Genomic DNA, 21,820 nt, shown 5'->3' on the forward strand with positions numbered 1-21,820 from the left:
ATGTCGCAATGGATAACCGCACGAACACGGTGAGTAAGCAGGAGTACAGCGTCCATGATGAGGTCGAGTTTTTAAGCTTTGTGCTGGGTGAAGAGCATTATGCGCTCGACATTATGTCGGTGAAGGAGATCCGTGGGTATGAACCCGTCACCAAAATCGCCAATGCGCCGAGTTTTATCAAAGGCGTACTGAATCTTAGGGGCGATATCGTACCTATTGTCGATTTAAGGATGAAGTTTGCCGTTGGCAGTGCGACCTACAACGAGTTCACTATCGTCATTATGTTGAATGTGTTTGACCGTATTGTGGGGATTGTCGTCGATGCGGTGTCGGATGTGATTAAACTCGCCGCCGAAGAAATTCTACCTGCGCCTGAATTTGGTGTGGCCTTCGATAGCCGTTACCTCAAGGGGCTGGCAACGGTAGAAGACAAGATGATCATTTTGGTAAATATACAGGCTCTGATCAGCAGTGATGAGCTGGGTCTAATTGATGCAAATAGTCTGTCTGATCAGGAGTAATCATAATGGGTATTTTCAATGTGTTTGGAAATGAAGAGGCGCGCCAGCAAAAGGAAGAAGAGCTGCAACGCTATTTCCAATTATTAGATAACAGCGGCAACAGCTTTATGATCGCCGACAGCAACCGCAATATTATCTACGCCAATAAAGCGGTATTGAATATGTTATCCGAGGCCGAGGCGGATATTCGTAAAGAGCTACCGCAATTCTCTGTGGCGAAGGTGGTGGGCAGTAATATCGATATTTTCCATAAAAATCCGGCCCATCAACGCAATATGCTCGAGCGCCTTACTCAATCCCATACGGCGCAAATCACCATAGGGAAGCGGACTTTTAAGTTGATTCTGACGCCCATTATCACCCGCGAGAATAAACACTTAGGCACGGGGGTTGAATGGATTGATAGAACTGAGAGCATAGAATCTGAGCGGGCGACGCAGCGCATTTTAGAAGCGCTGAATAATACCAGCACCAATGTGATGATCGCCGATGCCAACCGCACCATCATCTATATGAACCGCTCGGTGGAATCTATGCTGCGCCAATCTGAGAGTGAGATCAGACAAGCGCTGCCGCATTTCTCCGTGGATAAAATTCTTGGCAGCTCTATGGATATTTTCCATAAAAATCCTGCCCATCAAGCCAGTTTGTTAGACAAGCTCGACCGTAAATATGAATCGCAGATTAAAGTAGCGAGTTGTCATTTCCGCTTAACCGCCAGCCCGATTATTTCTAAAACTGGTGAGCGGTTAGGCTCTGTCGTCGAATGGCTCGACCGCACGGTCGAGGTGCAAATCGAGCAGGAAATCTCGCGCATCGTGAATGCGGCTGCGGCGGGGGATTTCTCCCAACGGGCTGAGACGCAAGGTAAGCAGGGCTTCTTCTTGATGCTGGCCAATAGCCTCAATGCCTTAATTGAAACTTCGGATCGCGGTCTACAGGATGTGGCGCGGGTATTGATGGCGCTCGCCGAAGGTGACTTAACCACACGCATCTACAACGACTATGAAGGCACCTTTAATGATTTGAAAAACTATTCAAATCAAACCGCGGAAAAGCTCTCTTACATGATAAGAGACATCCAAAAAGCCGCCGATACTATCAATACCGCCTCTTCCGAAATCGCCCAGGGCAATGCCGATTTATCGAGCCGCACCGAGGAGCAAGCATCGAGTCTTGAACAAACCTCGGCGAGTATGGAAGAGTTAACGGGTACTGTGAAGTTAAATGCCGACAACGCCAGTCAGGCCAATGCACTTGCCTCTAAGGCCGCCGATGTTGCCGTCGATGGGGGCGAACTGATCCAGCAAGTGGTACAAACCATGGCATCGATTAACGAATCGGCACGTAAGATCGCCGATATTATCGGCGTTATTGATGGCATTGCCTTCCAAACCAATATCTTAGCGCTTAATGCCGCAGTCGAAGCGGCAAGAGCCGGCGAGCAAGGCCGTGGATTTGCGGTGGTGGCCTCTGAGGTGAGAAGCTTAGCCCAACGTTCGGCCAACGCGGCCAAAGATATTAAAGCTTTGATCTCCGACTCTGTGACCAAAATCGAGAGTGGCAACAGCTTAGTCGGCAAATCCGGCGACACCATGAAAGAAATCGTTATCGCCATTAAACGGGTGAACGACATTATGGCTGAAATCGCGTCGGCCTCGAATGAGCAGGCTATCGGTATTGATGAGATCAGCAAAGCCGTGGTGCAAATGGATGAAATGACGCAGCAAAACGCGGCCTTAGTGGAAGAAGCCGCCGCTGCAGCCGAAAGCATGCAGTCACAGGCGCAGCAATTAGCCGACAGCGTGGCGAACTTTACTGTCGATGAAGATACCAGCATTACGCCAAAACCTGTGGCGAACACCAAAAAGTTAGCGGTAAAACCGCCATCGACAGTGGCTCGCATGCCCGTTAAACCTAAGGCGACGATGCCTAAGGTCAATAAAGCCGATCAAGATGAATGGGAAGACTTTTGATTGAGCGAACGTCAACCTCTAGGGAAAGAGTTTGTTTTTACAGCGGCACACTTTAATACGGTGAAAACCCAGCTGTACCAATTTGCCGGGATTAAGTTAGCCGACAGTAAAGACGCCATGGTGTACAGCCGTTTAGTCCGGCGAATAAGGGCGCTTAAGTTAGCGGGATTTACTGCCTATTTTGAGTATTTACAGGCAAACGAGAGTGAGCATCAGGAGTTTATTAATGCGCTAACCACTAACCAAACGGCGTTCTTTCGAGAGCCGCACCACTTTGAGATCTTACGGCAACATTTGCAGGCTCATCCGCACACCAAAAGGATCTGGTGCGCGGCAAGCAGTACGGGTGAAGAACCTTACTCAATTGCTATGGTAGTCGCGGAGCATTTTGGTCGGTTCAATACCCCCATCGAGATCATTGCTTCGGATATCGACAGTGGCGTATTGAAAAAGGCGCAAGCGGGGATTTACCCAATAGAGCGTATCGAGGCGGTGAGCACCGAGCGTAAGAAGGCGTTCTTTCAGCGTGGTCGTGGAGCACAACAAGGCAATGTGCGCGTGGTGCCTGAACTTAAGCAAATGCTGCATTTTACGCGGCTTAACTTAGTCGACGAGTTTTGGTCAATCAAGACGCCTATCGATGTGATTTTTTGTCGAAACGTTATGATTTACTTCGATAAAACCACGCAAGAAAGCATTCTGAAACATATGATGCTTTCCCTTGCCGATGATGGACTCTACATCGCAGGCCATTCGGAGAACTTTAATATGTTCCCCCAGATCATTAAGCCAGTGGGCCAGACAACCTACAAGGCGGTAAAGGGAGCTTGAGTGCCAAAACCGAATATTGAATACCCTGTTATCGAGCCGAATCGCTATTTTGACCATCATTTTGGTTGTGACGCGGTAAAAATTCTGCCGGGAGAATTTTTCGCCACCCGCGACCAAACCATGATAGTCACAGTATTAGGCTCATGCATTTCAGTATGCCTCTATGATCCTGACTTAAGAATTGGGGGAATGAACCATTTTTTATTACCGAGTGATAACGGCAACAGTTCGGGAATTTTAACGGATTCAGCCCGTTATGGCGTTTATGCGATGGAGCTATTGATCAACGAGCTGCTGAAACTCGGTGCGCGTCGCCGCGCATTGGTCGCCAAAGTGTTTGGTGGTGGAAACATGCTCAATGGGATCACCGCCCACAATATCGGCGAGCGTAATGCGGAGTTTGTGCTTGAATATTTGCAAATGGAGCAAATTCCGATCTTGGCCGCAGACTTACTCGATTATTATCCTCGAAAAGTGTATTTCTTTCCCGCGACAGGATTAGTAAAAGTTAGAAAAATCAAAACTATGCATAATAGCACCATTATGGACAGGGAAAGTGAATATCGCCTAAGGATCAGGAATTTGCCCCGCGGCGGAGATGTGGAACTTTTTGGTGACTAAGCGATGACGATAAAAGTACTAGTGGTAGATGATTCGGCATTGGTCCGTAACTTATTGGGCAAGATGATCGAGGCCGATACTGAGCTTAGCCTCGTTGGCATGGCCGCCGACGCTTATATGGCAAAGGATATGGTCAATCAGCATCGCCCCGATGTGATCACCTTAGATATTGAGATGCCCAAGGTGGATGGGCTGACCTTTTTAGACCGATTAATGAAGGCCAGACCCACGGCGGTGGTGATGATTTCTTCGTTAACCGAGGAGGGCGCCGATGCGACCTTTAATGCGCTCGCCCTTGGGGCGGTGGATTTTATTCCTAAGCCGAAATTAGATTCGCCCCAGGATTTTAATGAATATCAAGATTTGATTTTGGAGAAAATTAAATCGGCGGCCCATGCAAAGTTAAAAACCAATAGAGTTCAGCCTCCCGTCGCTGTTCAATCTCACCATAAACCCGTCTTGAGTAATCGGGTGATCAATACTCAGTTGGTGGCCATTGGTGCTTCTACTGGCGGCACCGAAGCGATTTTGTATCTGTTACAGCAGTTTCCTGCTGTGATGCCACCGATTGTGATCACTCAACATATGCCACCGGGTTTCACCCGTACCTTTGCCGAACGGCTGAATAAACTCACGCGTTTGAATGTAAAGCAAGCCGAAGACGGTGAGCGTTTGCTGCCCTGTTATGTGTATATCGCACCGGGGGATCAGCACTTAGAAATCATTAAAATCGGCGGCAGTTTTAAGAGCCGATTGACTCATGGCGACAAGGTGAGTGGCCATAGGCCCTCGGTGGATGTGCTATTTAACTCGGTTGCCGAATGTGCTGGGGCGAATACTACTGCAGCGATCCTTACCGGCATGGGTAAAGATGGCGCCGATGGTATGGCGTTAATCGATGAACTGGGCGGCAAAACCTTTGCCCAGGGAGAGCAGAGCTGTGTAGTATTTGGTATGCCAAGGGAGGCGATTAAACGCGGGGTTATCCATCATGTGGTTGAGCTGCCGCAACTGGCGGATAAGATGCTTAATTATCTAGCCTCGCTTAAACGAGAATAGATTGTTCACTTACCCTGCATATGCGCATTAAGCTGATTAATGGTAACGCACAGACTTATGTCCATGAGTTATTTAGCTGAAATCACCGTATTGCTAACACTAACTTGTCGACACGACAGGGCCTATCTTAAGCTGGTGATTAAGCGGTTGCGTCCTGTGCGTTTCGCCTCATATAGATTTTTATCCGCCAGCAATAAACAATCTTGAAACTCGCCGCATTCGGCCGAGAAGGCCAAACCACCGCTCAAGGTGACTTTAAATTCGGCGCCTTCTTCGACAAACACGATATGGCTAAAGCTCTCTCGAATGGCATTAAGCTTAGCAATGGCTAATGGCGCAGGCATATCGGGTAAGACCAACATAAACTCCTCGCCGCCGTAACGTCCCATATAATCTACGGGGCGCAGGGATTGCTGTAACAGGTGGGCAAAGGCTAGCAGGACTTTGTCGCCGCCAGAATGCCCATAGGTATCATTCACTTGCTTAAAGTGATCTAAATCCAGCATGGCAATGCACACAGAGGAGTTGATACGTTTGGCTAGGTTAAAACAGCGCCGAGCGGCGACTAGGATCTGAGTGTGATTGAGTAGCCCAGTTAAACTATCACGACTGGCGGAGCTTCGAATATCATGACCTCGTTGGGCACGAGAAATCACTTGCGTCACAAACAAACTCGGTGCGGTTTGCTTAGAGATTAAATCGTCGGATCCCGCCTGAATGATGCTGACTTTGTTTTGCATAGTGTCGTCGGAGCTGAGCACGAGAATGGGACTCGAGCTGTATTTATCTAATTGGCGGATCATTTTCGCCAGCTCTAAGCCATTCACGTCGGGCATATACAAATCGAAAATAAACAAGTCAGGCTCAAATTGCTCGAGTGTCGGCAGTACTTGTTCGGGTTTAGTCATCCCTTTTACCATCAAACCATGGCTACGTAGCAGGCTAGAAAAGTAATCCACCATGGATTGTTGATCGTCCACCAGCAGAATTTTAAGCGGCTGTTTTTCTGACATTTTTAGCCACTGGTGAATTTTACGCACCAGCAGCGTGGTTTCGGCGGGTTTGACAAAATACTCGCTGACATTGGCGCGGATCGCGAGTAGTCGCATATCGAAGTCTCCGCGCGACGATAGGACAAACACGCGGGTGTTGTTTTTTTCAAATTCGGTTGCGGCGGTAAATAAAGCGGCCTCGGTGTAATCTGGCAAAATAAGATCTAATAGGATCAAATCAAATGGCGTAGTGTTTTGTATGCCGAGGAAATCGGTGAAATTTAAAAAGTGCTGCACATTAAAACCAAACTCATGCAACTGTTTAGTGATCATTACTCCAACATTGTTGTCATCTTCTACTATCGCAATACGATACTCATGCCGTGCTTTGGTGGGCTTATAGGGACTCAGCTGCATTTGCGCTTCAACCACGGGCGCAGCGGGTTCGCTACGCAGGTTATTTTGCAGCAATTGGTGGAAGAGGGTATCTAAACCTTTGATTACGGGCAGTTCCGGCGCAGGAGCATCCAGTAGATTTTTTAGCTGTAACTCGAGTCTATCGACAATCTCTTTTGTTTCGGTTAAGCCAAAGGTTTCACAGGAGCCCTTTAAATTATGCACCTCGCGGTAAACGGCCGACAGCATATGGCCTTGCCAGTTTTTCCGTAGTGAGATCCATAACGTAATGATTTGTTTCTTTTTATCCGGTAAAGCATGCAAGTACTGACGTTTTAATTGTTCTAAGGATTCTTCAAGACTCATAAACCATCACCATGATAAGAATTTACAGAATAAATTGGTGCACAGCTGGCGCGTATGCAATACCCCATAAGGTTTAATTCACCCAATTCATTGAGTTGTGCTTTGTGGGTTCTTTAAGAGTGTAAACCAAGGCAGAGAAAATGCGGGCAAAAATACCAGTCTTACTTGATTGTGATTAGAAATCTATTTCGCAGATGGGTTAACTATTTATCTATCGAGTTCGTTATAGCAATTTATGACGGTTGAAAATAATAAATTAGATCAAGTAACGTATAACCGTTGCAATGATAGCAAACAATAACAGGAGTTATTTCAAGGTGAAGGGATGCGTAAAGAATATCTGGCACAACGCCAAGTTCTGCATGTTGCTGGCTGTAATGGTCAGTGTCGTTGGTGTTGGCCTTTATCCTTTTTCGCTAAAGGCATTAGAGAAACAAGACTCTGAAGCCATCTGTATTCTTATCCAAAGTGAGATGCAAGATTGGCATCCAACCACGCCGCGTTATCAAGAGCTTAAGGCAAGATTCGATGAGCGTTGCCAGCAACCCGTCGCCAACGGTGTTAAATCCACGGTAAAGCGGCCTGCAACGCCAACTACGGTTCGCCAAGACACGCCTAAGCAGAAACCCAATATAATACCTGCCGTGGTAACACCTAAATCGACGCTCGCTCCCAGCACGATTTCGCCCATCTCTTCAGTACTCGAGTCGCTGTCGATTCTGTTGGTGATTCCGATTTTTATACTTGTGTTTGCGATAGTCACCTTGCTATTTCGTCCGTCACTCAGACGATACCGAGCAGAATGGTTAGGCCAACAGGGTGAAAAGCGGGTCGCTAAGCTACTGAAACAAGGTCTCAAAGATGAGGACTACCGGCTTTATCGCAATTTAATTTTACCTATGGATGAGATAACTGAAGGTACGCCTGCTTTGACAGAGGTGGATTTAGTTTTACTGACCCATTTTGGCGTGTTCGTCCTTGAAGTTAAAAATTACTCCGGCTGGATATTTGGGGGAGAGAAGCAAGCCCAGTGGATGCAGAAAATTTTTACTAAACAAACCCGTTTTAAAAATCCTCTCCATCAAAACTATAAACATTGTTTAGCGGTTGCCCACTGCTTAGGGTTAGTCGAGGGACTCCATTCGGTTGTCGTTTTTAGCGATGAGGCGAGCTTTAAAACGCCGTTGCCTAAAAATGTGGTGAATGAGTCGGGACTTTTGAGCTTTATCGCTCAATATAAAGGGCAAATGAGTGAAACCTCTCACAACACAAATCTGGCATTTACTTGCGCCGCAGAACGGCTGGATATTGCCCAGCAGCAATCAGACTCTGATGCTAAATCATTGCACTTAATGCAGTTTAAGCATCGCCGCGTCGAGCCAACCATTTCAAGCTGAGGGGACAATTAATATTCTCGCGCAGGTGATAACGAATGGGATTCTTGCGCTATCTTTAAGAACATCATTGGTCCATAAGCAATTGGAAGGATAAGGATATGTCGAATAACACAGGTACAGTGAAGTTACATAGAGTGCTGCGTGCGCCCTCGGCGTTAGTCTACAAAGCATTTACCGATAAAGCGGCGTTAGAGCGTTGGTTACCGCCTTACGGCTTTGTGGGGACGATTCATGAGTTTGAATTGGCCGTTGGAGCTGGGTATTCCATGAGTTTTACCCAATTTGCGACTGGATACAGTCACTCCTTTAAGGTGGTTTATACTGAGCTTATCCCCAACAAACTGATTAGACATACTGACCAGTTTGATGATGAGAATCTGCCCGGTGTGATGCTGGTGACTATCGAATTAACCGAGGTTTGCTGCGGTACCAATTTGCAGATCATTCAGGAGGGTATTCCAGCCGTTATCCCTGAGGAGATGTGTTACTTAGGCTGGCAGGAATCATTACAACAATTAGCGGCTTTGGTTGAAGCGAAAACCGAGTAACGCAGTCAGTTATTACGTATATGAAAGGGTGATACAAAAGGGTGGTATAAAAAAGACGCTAAGCTCGAGTCGAGTGAAGCGTCTTTTCTTTGGGTCTTTTGGAGTCCTTTAGCAAAAGGACGTTCATCGAAAGCTCTTTTACAAATGCCGATGGCGATTAGGCACTGGCAAGGTTTGCCAGATACTCATCAAAGGTCCCTTGGAAGTTCACCAATTTTCTATCACGAATATCAATAATGCGGGTCGCTAACGAGGACACAAATTCGCGGTCGTGACTGACAAAAATCAATGTGCCTTCAAAATCTTTGAGGGCATTATTTAAGGATTCAATCGCTTCCATATCCATATGGTTGGTCGGTTCGTCCATAATGATAACGTTAATGTCTTGCATCATTAACTTGCCGAAAATTAAACGGTTTTTCTCACCACCCGAGCAGTTTCTGGCTTTCTTATTGGCATCATCTTCGGTAAACAACAGACGACCTAACATGGCGCGCACCATCAAATCGTTGTGTTTTGGCTGACGCCATTGGTCCATCCATTCAATAATAGTCAAATCATTATCGAAGTCGCTGGTACTGTCCTGCGGGCAGTAACCGATAGAGGCGTTTTCGGACCACTTAATCACGCCTTGATTATGAATTAACTCATTGACTAAACAGCGTAATAAAGTGGTTTTACCTACGCCGTTCTCGCCGATAATCGCAAGCTTTGCTCCGGCTTCGAGGATTAAATCGCCGCCTTCGAATAACAATTCACCATCAAAACCATGGCCGAGATTTTCTAGCACTAAGGCTTGACGGTGCATCTTCTTACCCGGTGCAAAGCGAATCGATGGCGCGATACGGCTGGAGGATTTGACCTCATCCAGTTTAATTTTGTCCATGCGTTTGGCGCGGGAGCTGGCGAGTTTTGCCTTAGAGGCGTTAGCCCCAAAGCGGTTAACGAAGTCCTGTAGCTCTTCAATCTCGGCGCTCTTTTTGGCGTTGCTCGACAGCAGTTGTTCGCGTTGCAAGGCCGATTGCTCGAGGAAGTATTCGTAGTTGCCAGGGTAAATCCGCAACTCACCGTAATCGATATCCGCCATATGAGTACAGACAGCATTTAAGAAGTGTCTGTCGTGGGAAATGATGATCATGGTGCATTTACGCTTATTCAGCTCAGTCTCAAGCCAACTGATGGTGTGAATATCCAAGTTGTTGGTTGGCTCGTCGAGCAGCAGAATATCGGGGTTAGCAAACAGGGCTTGGGCTAACAATACCCGCAGCTTCCAACCGGGCGCGACCTGTGACATTGGACCATAGTGAAAAGACTCTTCAATACCCGCCTCAATCAAAATCTCACCGGCGCGGCTCTCGGCGCTATAGCCGTCCATCTCGGCAAATTCACTCTCGAGATCGCCTACACGCATGCCGTCTTCTTCGGTCATATCGGGCTTGGCATAAATCGCGTCACGTTCCTGCTTGATTTTCCACAGTTGAGTGTCACCCATTATCACCGCATCGATAACAGTGTATTGCTCGAAGGCGAATTGATCTTGGCTTAGGGTGCCGACCTTTAAGCCCGGCGTGATAGACACGTTGCCCGAGGTGGGGGCGAGGGTGCCACTTAAGATTTTCATAAATGTGGACTTGCCGCAGCCGTTAGCGCCAATCAAACCATAACGGTTGCCGTTGCCAAATTTTGCCGAGATATTTTCAAATAATGGCTCTGGGCCGAATTGCATGGTGATATTAGCGGTAGAAATCAAAGCGATGTCCTAGGAAAAAGTCGTTAATAACGGCTTAAAAAGCTGACAACCGCAAACAGTATTGCAATCTCGAGCTAGTTATTGGCCAAATGATTTGGGCGCGGAGTATAGCGATTTCAGGCTCAAGATGCGAGTTACAAACAGGGGTTTTAAAGCAAAAACGAACCGAGCCACTCGGGCTCGGTTATAGCTAACCTAATAAAATCAATGGTATTTCGTTTAAAGCAAAGCTCAGTTACGCGATAATCCCTCGACAATACTGCTCCAAGGTAGCCATTTAAAAGATTGATTATTATCGGGTAAATGGTTGTGCCCATCCTGTACGACTAGCATGCCTTGTTGCCAAGCACCTTTGCCTACGCTTAAGTGGGTCACGGCTAGGCCATCGGTTTCACTACTCGCATCAATACTGGTTTCGCGGCCATTTTCCATGCCGTTAAGGTTCACTCCAATGCGAAACTTGCCTAATTGGGCATAGGGCGGCTCAGCTTGATACAGCAAGTAGCTGTTATCGCCTTGGCTGGAGACCACCAGCAGATCCTGTTTTTTACCGTGAAGAGTCGCGCCTTGATAGAGTGAAATCCCTTCCACATCGGGGACTAAATCACCCTCGGCTTTAATAATCAGTTCGCCTTGCGTTCCCCCATTGGCCTTGGCATTAAAACGCCAAATGCCTTTGTCCTCTTCACCGATAAACAGCGCGTGCTGAGCCTCATCGACCACACAGCCTTCAACTTGGCTTGGGGTATGAATATCGCGTACCAGCTTAATACTTGGCCCATTTGCCTGCCAATCGACGCGGTATTGGGCGATGCGGCCGGACTTTTCATTGGCGAACACATACAGGGTATCGGCATCTTGGTACAGGCACATTCCATAAATATCCACCATATTAGTGGCTTGATTAGGATACTCGCTTAACTTGCCTTGAGCGTCGATTTCATAGAAGGCGAGACTGTCGTTATCCCTTAAGGTGGCGACCGCGATATCGCGCTTTTTACCGCCCAGTAACACTTGCTGACGCAGATCGACGTTATTGATGCGCCCCGATGGCAGGGCTTGAACCTGCTCACCGCGCATATTAAAACTCAATAGCCCCCAACGTTTGTTGGTGCCAAGCACTAGGCTTTTTTCTGGTTCAGTTGGATGCGCCCAAATCGCCGGATCGTCCATGGTATCGCCGGGTCTATCGGATGGGGCGCTTTCAACCCAAGTAGGGATTTCGACTATCTCCTTTTGAGCATCTATTGCGTTAGGTTCACTGCTGGTTGCGGATAATGATGCCTCGGTAAACCAATATTGATCGGTTTTATCATCATAAAGCGAGAGCTGAAGGGCAGTGTGATTGTCGTTACTGTTGTTAATATTGCCGCCGCTGCGATAACCGCTCAGCCCTTGCACTTTACCAAGATGGTAGTTTGCAATCGGCTGTTGATCTAAGGTCAGGGCGCCTTTTTTATCGCTTAACAATAACTTGCCATCGATGACTTGCATGCCAGCGATATCATTATTGAGCGCAGCGAGAATCAACTTAGCGCTATTGTCGGCAAAGGGGCTGGCATCAAATTGCCAGACACCGGCTTCGGGCTCACTGACTAATAGTTTGTCGCCATCGATGGCGCAGCTAGTACTGTTGACGGGAATTGCCTGATTGCGCAATTTTTTCGGCTTAAAGTGTCCGGCATCGCCTAACAGCCATTGCTCGCTATAACCGTCTTCGCTGCCAAACCAAGCGTAGATATTGCCATCCTGCGGCCTTGACTGAATACAGATCCAATTGATTTCAAATGACGCCATCGGCAGCAGCGGCAATACATTGGTCGCGACTTTGCCCTCAATCTGTTTGATCATGATAGGGCGAATACGATCGGCGCGGCGATCCAGAGTTAAGGCATAGGGATCGCTAAAAGCTAACAGCTCAAACTCGCCTTTGACTAAGGTATTAGCGGCGGGCAGCGAGGTTTTATCTGCGCTTGGCATGCTTTGTAGCATCAAACCTTGCTTTTCACTCACCCAAAGCCAATCGGCGGCAGGTTTTGTACTGTCATGCTTATTAAAGTCACGCAGACTAAACAGCAAGGCTTGGGCTTGGCTGCCCTTGTGGGCCGGAACTGTGATGGGGTGAGCGAAGATGCTCAAGGGCGCGCTGATAAGGCCTGCGAAGGTCACAGCTATGGCACTAATTTTGGTAAATGGTGTTGTCATATCTTTGTTCTTTTTCAAAGTGATTAATAGTTGGTGTACTGCACGCCTAACTGGAAAGTGCGGCCATAGGCTTCATATTGGGCGTTATAGCTGCTGTCACCCGTGTAGCTATAGTAGGGCTCGTCGGTCAGATTCACCCCTTTGAAATACAAGGTTAAATTACTGGTTAAATGGGCCTTGGCGACAAAGTCCCACTGCAAGTGATTGTCTTCATAGAGGTCGAAGCGTTCATCACTTAGCTCAGTGACTTCCTGTAAGTATTCGGATTTATAAGCCGCCGATAACCAGACACTGGCGTAGCTGTTTTCATAGCCAAGCGTTAGGTTAGCTGTGAGATCCGATTGGCTTGGCATGGGAATATCGCGGCTCAGTAATTGGCCATCCTCCAACCAACTGATCTTGGCGCTGGAATCCGTGTAAGTGAGGTTAGAGTTGAGCACCAGCGCATCAAAGGGCTCGGGCAAAAAGTTAAACTCTTGCACATAGCTGAGCTCCACGCCGTAGATGTCGGTGCTGTCGCCATTGACAAAGGTCACGGCGCTATGGGCATCCACATAATCGCCACGGCCAGCTAAATCCGCCTGATAGATAAAGTTGTCGATATCTTTGTAAAACAACCCCGCCGAAATTAAGCCGATATTGCCGAAGTAGTGCTCGAGGCTTAAGTCAAAGTTCATCGATTCGAGCGACTTAAGCTGTGGATTTCCGAAGGTTAAATCGATATCACCATCATCCTCTTCGAGCAAATATCCCGGCGCTAATTGGCCAAACGTCGGACGAACTAAGGTATTTGTCCAAGCGGCGCGCAGCACAGTATTGTCGCTATGGCGGTAAGTGAGATGCAGTGCGGGCAACCAATGATCCTCATCGCGGGAGTGGTTTATGTCGATAAATTCGCCTTTGGTACCATCATAACCGTAGCCGCTGGAATCCCATTGATTTTGCTCGAAACGCAGCCCTGTTAAGATTCGCAGTTTATCGATATCGATATGGCCCATCAGGTAGGCGGCGTTGATATCTTCGCTGATATCAAAATCGTTAATGGTGGACTCGATATCATCGCGATTGCTGTCGGCATCGAGGCTGTATATAAGCTGCCACAGTGGCGTAGCATCGATCCCGCTGCCAAAGCGGCCGAGGTCGTAGTCAAGCTCATTGCCTGCATATTGACTCAATAACAAATCGTCATCGCTCACGCCTTGGTCGCCTAAGTCGCTGTAGATCCAGATATCTTCGCGATTGGATTTATCACGGCGGCTCAGCTTGACCCCGGTTTTTATCTCAACACTGTAATCCGCGAGGGTTAGCTGGCGGGTGAGATCCAGTTGACCACTGTTGATGGTGTCTTCGGCCTTGGAGGCGGCGATTTCAATCTCATCTAGCTCAAAGTTAGTGTTTTGAAAGTAATCTTCGGGGGCGATAATCTGTGGCCGCTGAGTATTGCTAAAGCCCGTGTTATCAATCTTGGCGACAAAGTCGGCGCCAGCGATATCCCGCGGTTTTTCGGCGCTGGCGGTGCTGTGGCTCGCCTGATAGTCGAAGGTCCAACGATCGAAGCGGGTTTTACCTCCGAGAACAAAGGAGGTGATGTTCTGGTTCTCGATGCGTGATTTTAGTGAGCGGGTGGTTTTGCCTTGGCTGAGGGCATTGGCTTGCTGCGGCGATTTCCACTTAGTTTTGGCGCTGTTACGGGTTTCGGTATCATCAAACTCACTGTAAAGGGTGCGCAGATACAGATCGGTATCATCACTTGGGCGATAATCGAAGTTCGCGCCTATGCCTAAACGTTCCCGATTGATTTCATAATCCCGTGCATCGATGGATTCAAGCGCCGCATCCTCAAAGCCGTTATCTCCGAATTCCCATTTACCGCCGGTTTCGACGTTGTCTGAGCCAAAGTCACGGTTATACCAACTGGCACCTATGGCTACCCCTAGTTTGTCGGCAAAGATATCGCTGTAGCTGGCGGCGAGTTTGGGATTGGTATTGTCGGTTAAGGTATCTTGGCTCGCCTCGGCGTTGAGGTTGAGATAAGTATCATCGCGATCGAAGGCCGACAGACTTTTAACCTCAATCGCGCCGCCCAGTGCATCGGCATCCATATCCGGTGTTAAGGTTTTGCTCACTTCCACCGATTGCAAGAGATCCGATGGCACCACATCGAGGGCAACCGCACGGCGATCGCTTTCGGGTGAGGGCAAGCGCGTGCCGTTCATCGATACTGAGTTATAGTCCGGCGCCATACCGCGCACGCGCACAAAGCGACCTTCGCCCTGATCCCGCTCAATAGACAGCCCTGGCACCCGCTGCAGCGATTCACTGATATTGCTGTCGGGGAAATTCCCCAGCACATCGGCGCTGACCACGCTCAGCACATTATCGGCGCCGCGTTGGCGGTTCATGGATTTACTTAATGCGCCTTGTTGGCCGACCACACGGATATGCTCCACATCTTGGCTATTTAAGTTGATGTCTTGCAGTGTGGTTTGTTTATCACGGATGCTGATCCTATGTTCGGTCGGCATCGCACCTAGGTAGTTGACCACTAAGGTGTAATCGCCATCCTGCACGCCGACAAAAAAGAAACGCCCATCACGGCCTGCCTGCTGGCTCAGGTTGAGCTCTTTTAACGTGACGGTTGCGCCAGCAAGGGGCTGCTGACTGACATTATCGCGAATTTGCCCTTCAAGTTTGCCAACAGCAAGGGCGCTGTTGCTAAAGCCTGCGACCATCATGGCTAAGCTTATCGCCGACAGACGCGCTGCCAATCGGGTTTTAAGAATGGCGTGTGGCTTTCGCGGCGCCTGGGAGCCTTGTTGTAACTCTTGTTGTAATGGCGGGGTACGAGATTGCATCTTGAGTTCCGTTTAAGTTGAGTTTATTACAAGCCTTGGGTGAAGGCCTATTTGTGATGGCGGCCAAGTTAGGGGAGCAAAATGTCAGATTTGTGACGGGATAATTGAGGTGCCGTGTTTGACGGTTATTAACGGACGAAAATGGCGTTTTTCGGCCGTGAGTGAGCCAAAATGACGCTGGAAAATCATCGCAAAAAATAGGCATGGATTAGTCAAAATCGCTCAAAAATGATGCAGGAATGAAGAGTGTGATTGGCAATAATGGCTTTATTTATAAAGCGTTATATCGCTGTCGGTCGTAAAACAATGAGATGCGGCAAAGGTTTAGTAAAGCCCGCGCAGGCATAGAGTTCAGCATCAATCAGCTCAATATGGTTTTTTATCCGTACCACTCAAAAGTGCCTGAGCTAATTTGCCGCTGTGGTCGGCACGAATATTATATGGTTAAGATTTTTATTGTATTAAATTCAATACATTAAGTTTTATTTGTTTATGTTTATTAGTTGGGCGTCAATAAATGGCGTCACGGCGTTGTCATAAAAGCCCGCTAACTTGCCATCCCATAAAGCATTAACGTTGTATTTGCCCGTTTGGGCTTCACAGAACAAGGTGTGTATTTTGGGAACTCCTGCAAAATCATTACGACTCGCCAGCGTCTATGGATCAAGTCTGCTTATCATCTTTATCGTGCCGCTGTTTCTTTGGCAAAGCACCATGGCAAAAACCGTGGCGGCGGTGGATTGGTTTGATGTCATCACCGAGGGCGCCTTATTTATACTCGGTATGTGTTGGTTGATGGTGATAGTGTCTGTTCGCCCTTCTGGCCGAGTGACAAATCTGTTGATCGCGGGCCTCTCATGTTACTGCTTGGGCTGCTATTTAGATTTGTTAGATGAGATTTTTATCGTTAAAACCATCCCAGTGTATAACTGGTTTGAAAAGATGCCGACGCCAGTCGGGCTATTGGTGCTGACCTGCGGATTATGGTTATGGCGGGACGAGCAAACCGTCGTCAATCGCCAGTTGCAAACTCGAGAGCAATTTCACCGCGAACACCAGTTAACCGATGGCTTAACCTTGCTCAATGATGCTAAAGCCTTTGAACATCACTTAATTAAACAATTGTCTAAAAATCAATCATTTGGGCTAATTATGCTTGATATCGACAATTTTCATCAATACAACCAAAATCAAGGGGTGGAAGAGGGTGATAGGCTCTTGTCGCAGTTGGCATTGTGGTTAAGCTCAACCCTTAGGAATCAGGATTTAGTCTGCCGCTACGCAGGCGATCGCTTTATCATTCTTTTGCGCGGTGCGATTCCGCCCTTAGTGAGTGTCATGGCGGAGCAGATACAGCAAGGTATTAGCGCGTTCGGTTGTAGCGCCTCCGTGGTCTGGGCGCTACCATCACCTAAAGTACTGCCATTGCAAACGCATAAAACGCCTGCCAAGGAAGAGGCCGCTACGCTGCTGCAATTGTTGAATCAAAAAATGTCACAGCAAAAAGAGAGTCGAAGTTCGGTAGCTACACCGGCTCAAGCGAGTAACATGCAAAATCTGTCGACCTTGGGTGAGCTTAACTGATGCGTGCGCTCGCCACTTGGCAGGATAAATGTATCGATAGTCAATTGCTGGTGGCGAGCATCGTTGGGCTTTTTAAGCAGCGTGGGCTCGATAGCGATAAGCTGTTACGGGGCACAGGGATTTTTACCGCAGACATTCGTAAACCCGATCACCTTATTAGTCCAAAGCAGTTATCTCGGCTGCTGGACAATGCCTTACCCCTGTGGCCAAGTGGCGATTTAAGTTTCTTATTGGGTCAGCTGTGGCTGCCATCCCAAAGTGGCGCGCTCACGGCGGGAATATTTTGCGCACGGGATCTGAAATCGCTCGGGCATTTTTGGCACAAATATCATTGGCTCACACAACCTTGGTTGCAAACTTGGCGCTGGCAAGGGGAGCAGGAATGGCACTTTCTACTCAGCCTCGACTTAGGCATGCAGCGGCACAAACAGTTTTTCATCGAATTAAGCCTGTCGTCCCTCACGGCATGCTGCAAACAGTTACTTGGCCAAGCGTGGCGCGGCAGTATCAGTTTTCCTTACTCCGCACCAGCGAACTTAGCCCATTACTATAAGTATTTCGGCACTGAGTTAAGCTTTAATGCGCCCCTTTGCCGGATTTCGATGGCAAAATCCCTGTTGTGCCAACCTCTGATGTTTGCAAGCCACTCCGAGACCCATGCGATCGATTTTGCTGGCTCCAAATATACCGAGCAGCCGAATAAGCCCGCAGCGTTGCAACCTTGGGAGCCCGCTAATGCGAGAACATTTGATCGCCATTTTAACGAGCCGTTTGCGAGTACTGTGTTAAGGCCGCAACTGACGATGGCCAAGAATGCCCGTCAAGCCCTGCTCGCGCATGGGTTTCGCCATGGATTAGCGGCAGGGATCCGCCTTAAATTGATGCACAATACATTGAGCCTGCCGGAAATGGCGCAATTGTTAGAGATAAGTCCTGCCACGTTAAAACGGCGTCTTGGGGAGATGGGGCTGAGTTACGGACAATTAGTCGATGAATCCCGTTTGATTAAAGCGCTGTATTTTCTCGCCGAGCCAGAGCAGGATGCAAATAGCATTGCGCATTCCTTATCCTTCAGTGATGCCAGTAATTTTAGGCGTTCTTTCAAACGCTGGACCGGACAATTACCCGCCTATTTCCGCTTTTGGCTCGCCTAAGCGAGCAAGATAAGTATTTACGACTTAAAACAGTAAAGTTTTTACCCTGTTTTTGAATGAAGATTCATTGTTTTGCATAACTGCTAGCAAAATACCCGGGATTATATTTTATTTATGCAAATTTAAGCGTGATTAGTCATTTGAGTTCTCGGCGGCGATTGGGGGCTGATTGGGGAATAAGCCATAGCAATCGAGGCGGGATTTGTGTCATGATCCGCCACCTTGTGTTGCAAAATGCATGGCTACTGATGTTGTCAGAGGCATTGTAATAAGCATTAATAAGTCATTCGACAGGTTAAAAACGGAGGTTAAAGATGAAGAGGGCGGTGCCTTTTATCCAATTATCGCTGTAAACATTCATAGCAATAATTGGATTTTAAAATGACAAAAGTTAATCAATATAAGCAAGACCGCAAATGGGATTATACCTTTGCGTACTCACTCCTATTACTCATTCCCTTCGATTTACTCGCCTCCCTTGGCATGGATCTGTATCTGCCTGCCATTAATGATATTCGCCAGAGTTTTAGTGTTAGCCAAGAACAAATGCAGCTGACCTTAACCCTCTATATGGCGATTTTAGGCTTAGGCCAGTTGTTATTTGGACCACTATCCGACGCAATCGGGCGCAGGCGAGTGGTGATTGCCGGAGCCTTAGTTTACGCAGGTTCCAGTTTGGCGATGGCATTGACCGACAGCTTCAGTGTGTTTCTGCTCCTTAGGATAATACAGGCTTTGAGCGCCTCTGCCGTGCTGGTGGCGGCATTTGCGACTGTGCGAGATGTGTTTGCCGATAGGGAAGAAGGCGTCGTTATCTATGCCATTATGGGCTCAGTGCTCGCGGCCGTGCCTGCGGTAGCGCCTTTTATTGGCTCGCTTATCGATGGACTTTGGCACTGGCGGGGGATCTTCTACACCTTAGCGATATTTGCTGCGCTAGTAGGTTTGCATGCCTTACTGAAATGGCCTGAAACCCGCCCAGCGCAGACCCATCCCTTTGAGTGGTCGAGATGTTTTAATATCGTTCGCACTAAGGCGTTTTTAGGCTATACCTTGGCCTACGCCACGGCCATGGGCACCTTCTTTGTCTATTTTTCGGCTTCACCGAGCATACTGATGGACAAATTAGGACTCGATAAGGTGGCCTTTAGCCTGTGGTTTGGCTCGGTTGCGATAGTCATGATCATCACCACTCGCTTTGTTAAGCGTCTCGTCAAACGTTGGGGCACACTGGGAACTGTGCTTAGAGGCTTGATCTGCATGATGCTAAGTGGCGGCTTATTGTATGGGCTGGAATGACTAAATGGGCTGAGTTTACTTGGGTTTATGCTGCCTATGTATTTCATAGGAGTGCATATCGCCTTAACCTGCTCCGTAACAGCTAATGGTGCCTTAGCGGCGTTTTCCCATTCTGCTGGGCTGGCAACCGCTCTGTATTATGCCATTGAGAGTCTGTTCTTAAGTGCCTTAGTCAGTCTGTTGATTTGGCTGTTGCCCTCGGGTACTTCGCTGGTGATCTGTAGTTATATTTTGATCTCGGCGTCACTATCCCTGCTGTTTATTCTCTCGATTAGAGCAGATCACAAATAGCTTCAGCTCCGTTATCGTCCATTAAAAGCCGAGAATCGCTCGGCTTTTTTGTCATAGTGTTAGTTTTGATAGATTTGTTTGTGCTGTCTACTCGATGGTCGTCTGGCTATAAAAGCTTTTTTATTTAACTTAGAATGATTCTAAATTGTCATTTACTTAGGTTTGTTAGAGAAAGCGTGTTACTCCATCAGCAATATACCCGCCATGGCCCCGATTATCGCTTCGGGGAGCAAATGACCTTTTTAGATGTCAAGCAAACCTTTGGTTTTAGCCATGTACGTGTGGGGCGTTGGGTCACGCGAGAGGAATCGTTAATTGCCGCGAATTTAGTGTTTGATTCGCTGGCAGATCTTGCCTTTATCCTCAATTTACCGCCGTTGACTTTAGGGTTGAGGCAAACCTTAAGCCTTGCCTTTGGCCATGGTGGACAAAAGGGCGTGCAGGCTCACTATGCGCCAGGAGCGCGAGAGCTGGCGTTAGCCAAAAATGCGGGTGCTGGGGCGCTGGCCCATGAGTTTTGGCATGCCTTTGACCATTATGTGGCGCCCAAGGCGTTTTCGCGAGCCACGGGCCGTTTTAAGTGCGCCAGCGATCTCTGGCTTGCGGATCTGCCACTTATCGAGCATCCGCTCAATCAGCGGTTGGCCGAAATTTTTCGGGTGACATTACTCTCCGAGGACAATTTGGAGCCAAGCGATTATGTGCGCCGCGCCATAGCATTAGATAAACGCTATGGCGCGCAGTATTTTGCTAAACCGACGGAAATGATGGCTCGTGCGTTTGAGGCTTGCATTGAATCCTATCAAGGGATCCAAAATCCCTATTTAGTCTCTGGCACGCGCTATTCAGCGCTGGCAAAGGAAGGGGCTTACCCCGATGAGCCACATAGACAACGTATCTTTAATGCCTTGATTGCCTACTTTGAGCCATTAGGCATGGCGTTAGGGAAAACCGGATAAACCTTAGGCGCTAATTCGTGAGTTGCTGCTGGCAATAGGCGAGCTGGTGGCGAATGGCATCGAGGGTTTGTGAGGCGGCATAATCCATCAGATACCAAGGGCTCATTTGGCTTTCGGGCCGATGATTAAAAAACAGTGATTCGTATACCTTAAGCTTCGATTTTTCAGCAAATTGTTGCCAAATCGCACTGGATGTACGGGCGAGCTTGGCTAACTGTTCACGTAGTTGTTGTTTTGTTTGCTCACTTACGTTTGGCGTAAGTGTGGATTGCCTGAGTAAATCCAGTTGGCTGAAGGGATCTTCCACTCGATGACTTAACTCAGAGTGGTGCAGGTTTTGAGTATGGTGCAAGTTTGAGTCCTGCAAGTCTGTATTGCATGAGTAAAGAGCTTCAGTTAAGCAGGCCTTAGGCATGCTCTCCCACGGCGTTAAGTTAAATTCCGGCCAATCGATACGCTCGCACAGCAGCGTTTGCGCGATTCTTCTCTCCCCAAGCCAGTTGTGTACCATACAGGGCAAATGAATGTTGTTTGGCAAGTCCATACTGCGTTGTAAGCTCGGCAACAGCGACATCCGCTGAACTTGCACCTTTTGGGCTAGTGTCATCATTAACACGACTGTGGTTAGGCCCGATGAAGGCCAGCAGCCGAGGGAAGGGGTGAGATCGGTTGCGACTTGAGTGAGAGCCTTTGCCAGTTGCACGCCTTGGGGATGACCTTGCACTTCGAAGGCATATTGAGATTCGGCAAAGCCACCATTAGCAATATTGACCACTTGGCCATGGGTGGATAAATCTTCTGGGCATTGGGTGCCATTAAAGATAAAGGTGAGCCCTTTGTTTGCGGGTTGCCAGTCGCCCGAAGCGTTACCGATAATGGTGGCCTGCTCAAGCTTGAACTGCTCGGCTAATGCGCTTAACGAAATCCTAGGTTGTGGCTCAGCCAATGGACGGTGCATATGCGTATGTGATTGAGGCGCCTCGGCTAAGGGCTGTGGATAGGACATACTCGCAAGG

The 21,820-nt window shown here is 48.1% G+C and carries 17 protein-coding genes; 12 read left to right on the top strand and 5 right to left on the bottom strand.

All coding sequences use genetic code 11. The features are described from left to right. The first annotated feature begins 8 nt into the window (after nt 1-8). The 5 genes from ACK5NH_RS01275 to ACK5NH_RS01295 are packed head-to-tail and all read left to right on the top strand — an operon-like array spanning nt 9 to nt 5,008. The gene (locus tag ACK5NH_RS01275; protein WP_011622855.1) at nt 9-521 is read left to right on the top strand and encodes a chemotaxis protein CheW; all 513 of its coding nucleotides are present in this window, start codon (nt 9-11) and stop codon (nt 519-521) included. A gap of 5 nt (nt 522-526) precedes the next feature. Beyond that, entirely contained in the window at nt 527-2,497 is a 1,971-nt protein-coding gene (locus ACK5NH_RS01280; protein ID WP_416917468.1) for a methyl-accepting chemotaxis protein, read from the top strand. Then, a complete protein-coding gene (locus tag ACK5NH_RS01285) occupies nt 2,498-3,328 on the top strand; it encodes a CheR family methyltransferase (RefSeq protein WP_416917469.1) in 831 nt (276 codons plus the stop codon). It abuts the gene before it with no gap. Further along, the gene (gene cheD / locus ACK5NH_RS01290; protein WP_416917470.1) at nt 3,329-3,949 is read left to right on the top strand and encodes a chemoreceptor glutamine deamidase CheD; all 621 of its coding nucleotides are present in this window, start codon (nt 3,329-3,331) and stop codon (nt 3,947-3,949) included. Between the two features lie 3 nt (nt 3,950-3,952). Further along, complete coding sequence (locus ACK5NH_RS01295; RefSeq protein ID WP_416917471.1) at nt 3,953-5,008, top strand: protein-glutamate methylesterase/protein-glutamine glutaminase; 1,056 nt, start codon at nt 3,953-3,955, stop codon at nt 5,006-5,008. Between the two features lie 122 nt (nt 5,009-5,130). Here ACK5NH_RS01295 and ACK5NH_RS01300 read toward each other — a convergent pair whose 3' ends face one another. Next, entirely contained in the window at nt 5,131-6,762 is a 1,632-nt protein-coding gene (locus ACK5NH_RS01300; RefSeq protein WP_416917472.1) for a diguanylate cyclase, read from the bottom strand. 317 nt (nt 6,763-7,079) lie between these two features. On the opposite strand from ACK5NH_RS01300, the gene ACK5NH_RS01305 reads away from it, so the two are divergent. After that, a complete protein-coding gene (locus ACK5NH_RS01305; protein WP_416917473.1) occupies nt 7,080-8,159 on the top strand; it encodes a nuclease-related domain-containing protein in 1,080 nt (359 codons plus the stop codon). Between the two features lie 98 nt (nt 8,160-8,257). Then, nucleotides 8,258-8,707, top strand: coding sequence for an SRPBCC family protein (locus ACK5NH_RS01310; RefSeq protein ID WP_416917474.1), 450 nt, complete (start codon nt 8,258-8,260; stop codon nt 8,705-8,707). A 157-nt stretch (nt 8,708-8,864) separates the two neighbouring features. Here the strand turns inward: ACK5NH_RS01310 and ACK5NH_RS01315 are convergent, their stop codons facing one another. The 3 genes from ACK5NH_RS01315 to ACK5NH_RS01325 form a co-directional block, all read right to left on the bottom strand. Next, complete coding sequence (locus ACK5NH_RS01315; RefSeq protein ID WP_416917475.1) at nt 8,865-10,457, bottom strand: ABC-F family ATPase; 1,593 nt, start codon at nt 10,455-10,457, stop codon at nt 8,865-8,867. Between the two features lie 231 nt (nt 10,458-10,688). Continuing rightward, the gene (locus ACK5NH_RS01320) at nt 10,689-12,662 is read right to left on the bottom strand and encodes a phytase (RefSeq protein ID WP_416917476.1); all 1,974 of its coding nucleotides are present in this window, start codon (nt 12,660-12,662) and stop codon (nt 10,689-10,691) included. A 23-nt stretch (nt 12,663-12,685) separates the two neighbouring features. Further along, nucleotides 12,686-15,517: a TonB-dependent receptor gene (locus ACK5NH_RS01325; RefSeq protein WP_416917477.1), complete on the bottom strand. Its 2,832-nt coding sequence runs from the start codon at nt 15,515-15,517 to the stop codon at nt 12,686-12,688. Nucleotides 15,518-16,135: 618 nt separating this feature from the next. On the opposite strand from ACK5NH_RS01325, the gene ACK5NH_RS01330 reads away from it, so the two are divergent. The 5 genes from ACK5NH_RS01330 (at nt 16,136) to ACK5NH_RS01350 (ending at nt 20,804) form a co-directional block, all read left to right on the top strand. Next, a complete protein-coding gene (locus ACK5NH_RS01330; protein ID WP_416917478.1) occupies nt 16,136-17,101 on the top strand; it encodes a GGDEF domain-containing protein in 966 nt (321 codons plus the stop codon). Beyond that, on the top strand, nt 17,101-18,255 hold the full coding sequence (locus ACK5NH_RS01335) for an AraC family transcriptional regulator ligand-binding domain-containing protein (protein ID WP_416917479.1): 1,155 nt from the start codon (nt 17,101-17,103) through the stop codon (nt 18,253-18,255). The genes ACK5NH_RS01330 and ACK5NH_RS01335 overlap by 1 nt, the downstream gene beginning before the upstream one ends. Nucleotides 18,256-18,636: 381 nt before the next feature. Then, nucleotides 18,637-19,554, top strand: a complete 918-nt coding sequence (locus tag ACK5NH_RS01340; protein ID WP_416917480.1) for a multidrug effflux MFS transporter — start codon at nt 18,637-18,639, stop codon at nt 19,552-19,554. Nucleotides 19,555-19,590: 36 nt separating this feature from the next. After that, entirely contained in the window at nt 19,591-19,845 is a 255-nt protein-coding gene (locus ACK5NH_RS01345) for a hypothetical protein (protein WP_416917481.1), read from the top strand. Between the two features lie 176 nt (nt 19,846-20,021). Continuing rightward, on the top strand, nt 20,022-20,804 hold the full coding sequence (locus tag ACK5NH_RS01350; protein WP_416917482.1) for a CLCA_X family protein: 783 nt from the start codon (nt 20,022-20,024) through the stop codon (nt 20,802-20,804). 10 nt (nt 20,805-20,814) lie between these two features. Here the strand turns inward: ACK5NH_RS01350 and ACK5NH_RS01355 are convergent, their stop codons facing one another. Further along, a complete protein-coding gene (locus ACK5NH_RS01355; protein WP_416917483.1) occupies nt 20,815-21,810 on the bottom strand; it encodes a hypothetical protein in 996 nt (331 codons plus the stop codon). Nucleotides 21,811-21,820: the final 10 nt, after the last annotated feature.

The sequence above is a fragment of the Shewanella sp. genome, assembly GCF_047975355.1.
In the GTDB taxonomy this organism is placed as follows: Bacteria; Pseudomonadota; Gammaproteobacteria; order Enterobacterales; family Shewanellaceae; genus Shewanella.

What these genes read in the sequence shown, in the direction of transcription:
- ACK5NH_RS01275 (WP_011622855.1), top strand. Translation starts at nt 9, where the DNA reads ATGGATAACCGCACGAACACGGTGAGTAAGCAGGAGTACAGCGTCCAT.
- ACK5NH_RS01280 (WP_416917468.1), top strand. Translation starts at nt 527, where the DNA reads ATGGGTATTTTCAATGTGTTTGGAAATGAAGAGGCGCGCCAGCAAAAG.
- ACK5NH_RS01295 (WP_416917471.1), top strand. Translation starts at nt 3,953, where the DNA reads ATGACGATAAAAGTACTAGTGGTAGATGATTCGGCATTGGTCCGTAAC.
- ACK5NH_RS01300 (WP_416917472.1), bottom strand. Translation starts at nt 6,762, where the DNA reads ATGAGTCTTGAAGAATCCTTAGAACAATTAAAACGTCAGTACTTGCAT.
- ACK5NH_RS01310 (WP_416917474.1), top strand. Translation starts at nt 8,258, where the DNA reads ATGTCGAATAACACAGGTACAGTGAAGTTACATAGAGTGCTGCGTGCG.
- ACK5NH_RS01320 (WP_416917476.1), bottom strand. Translation starts at nt 12,662, where the DNA reads ATGACAACACCATTTACCAAAATTAGTGCCATAGCTGTGACCTTCGCA.
- ACK5NH_RS01325 (WP_416917477.1), bottom strand. Translation starts at nt 15,517, where the DNA reads ATGCAATCTCGTACCCCGCCATTACAACAAGAGTTACAACAAGGCTCC.
- ACK5NH_RS01335 (WP_416917479.1), top strand. Translation starts at nt 17,101, where the DNA reads ATGCGTGCGCTCGCCACTTGGCAGGATAAATGTATCGATAGTCAATTG.
- ACK5NH_RS01340 (WP_416917480.1), top strand. Translation starts at nt 18,637, where the DNA reads ATGACAAAAGTTAATCAATATAAGCAAGACCGCAAATGGGATTATACC.
- ACK5NH_RS01345 (WP_416917481.1), top strand. Translation starts at nt 19,591, where the DNA reads ATGTATTTCATAGGAGTGCATATCGCCTTAACCTGCTCCGTAACAGCT.
- ACK5NH_RS01355 (WP_416917483.1), bottom strand. Translation starts at nt 21,810, where the DNA reads ATGTCCTATCCACAGCCCTTAGCCGAGGCGCCTCAATCACATACGCAT.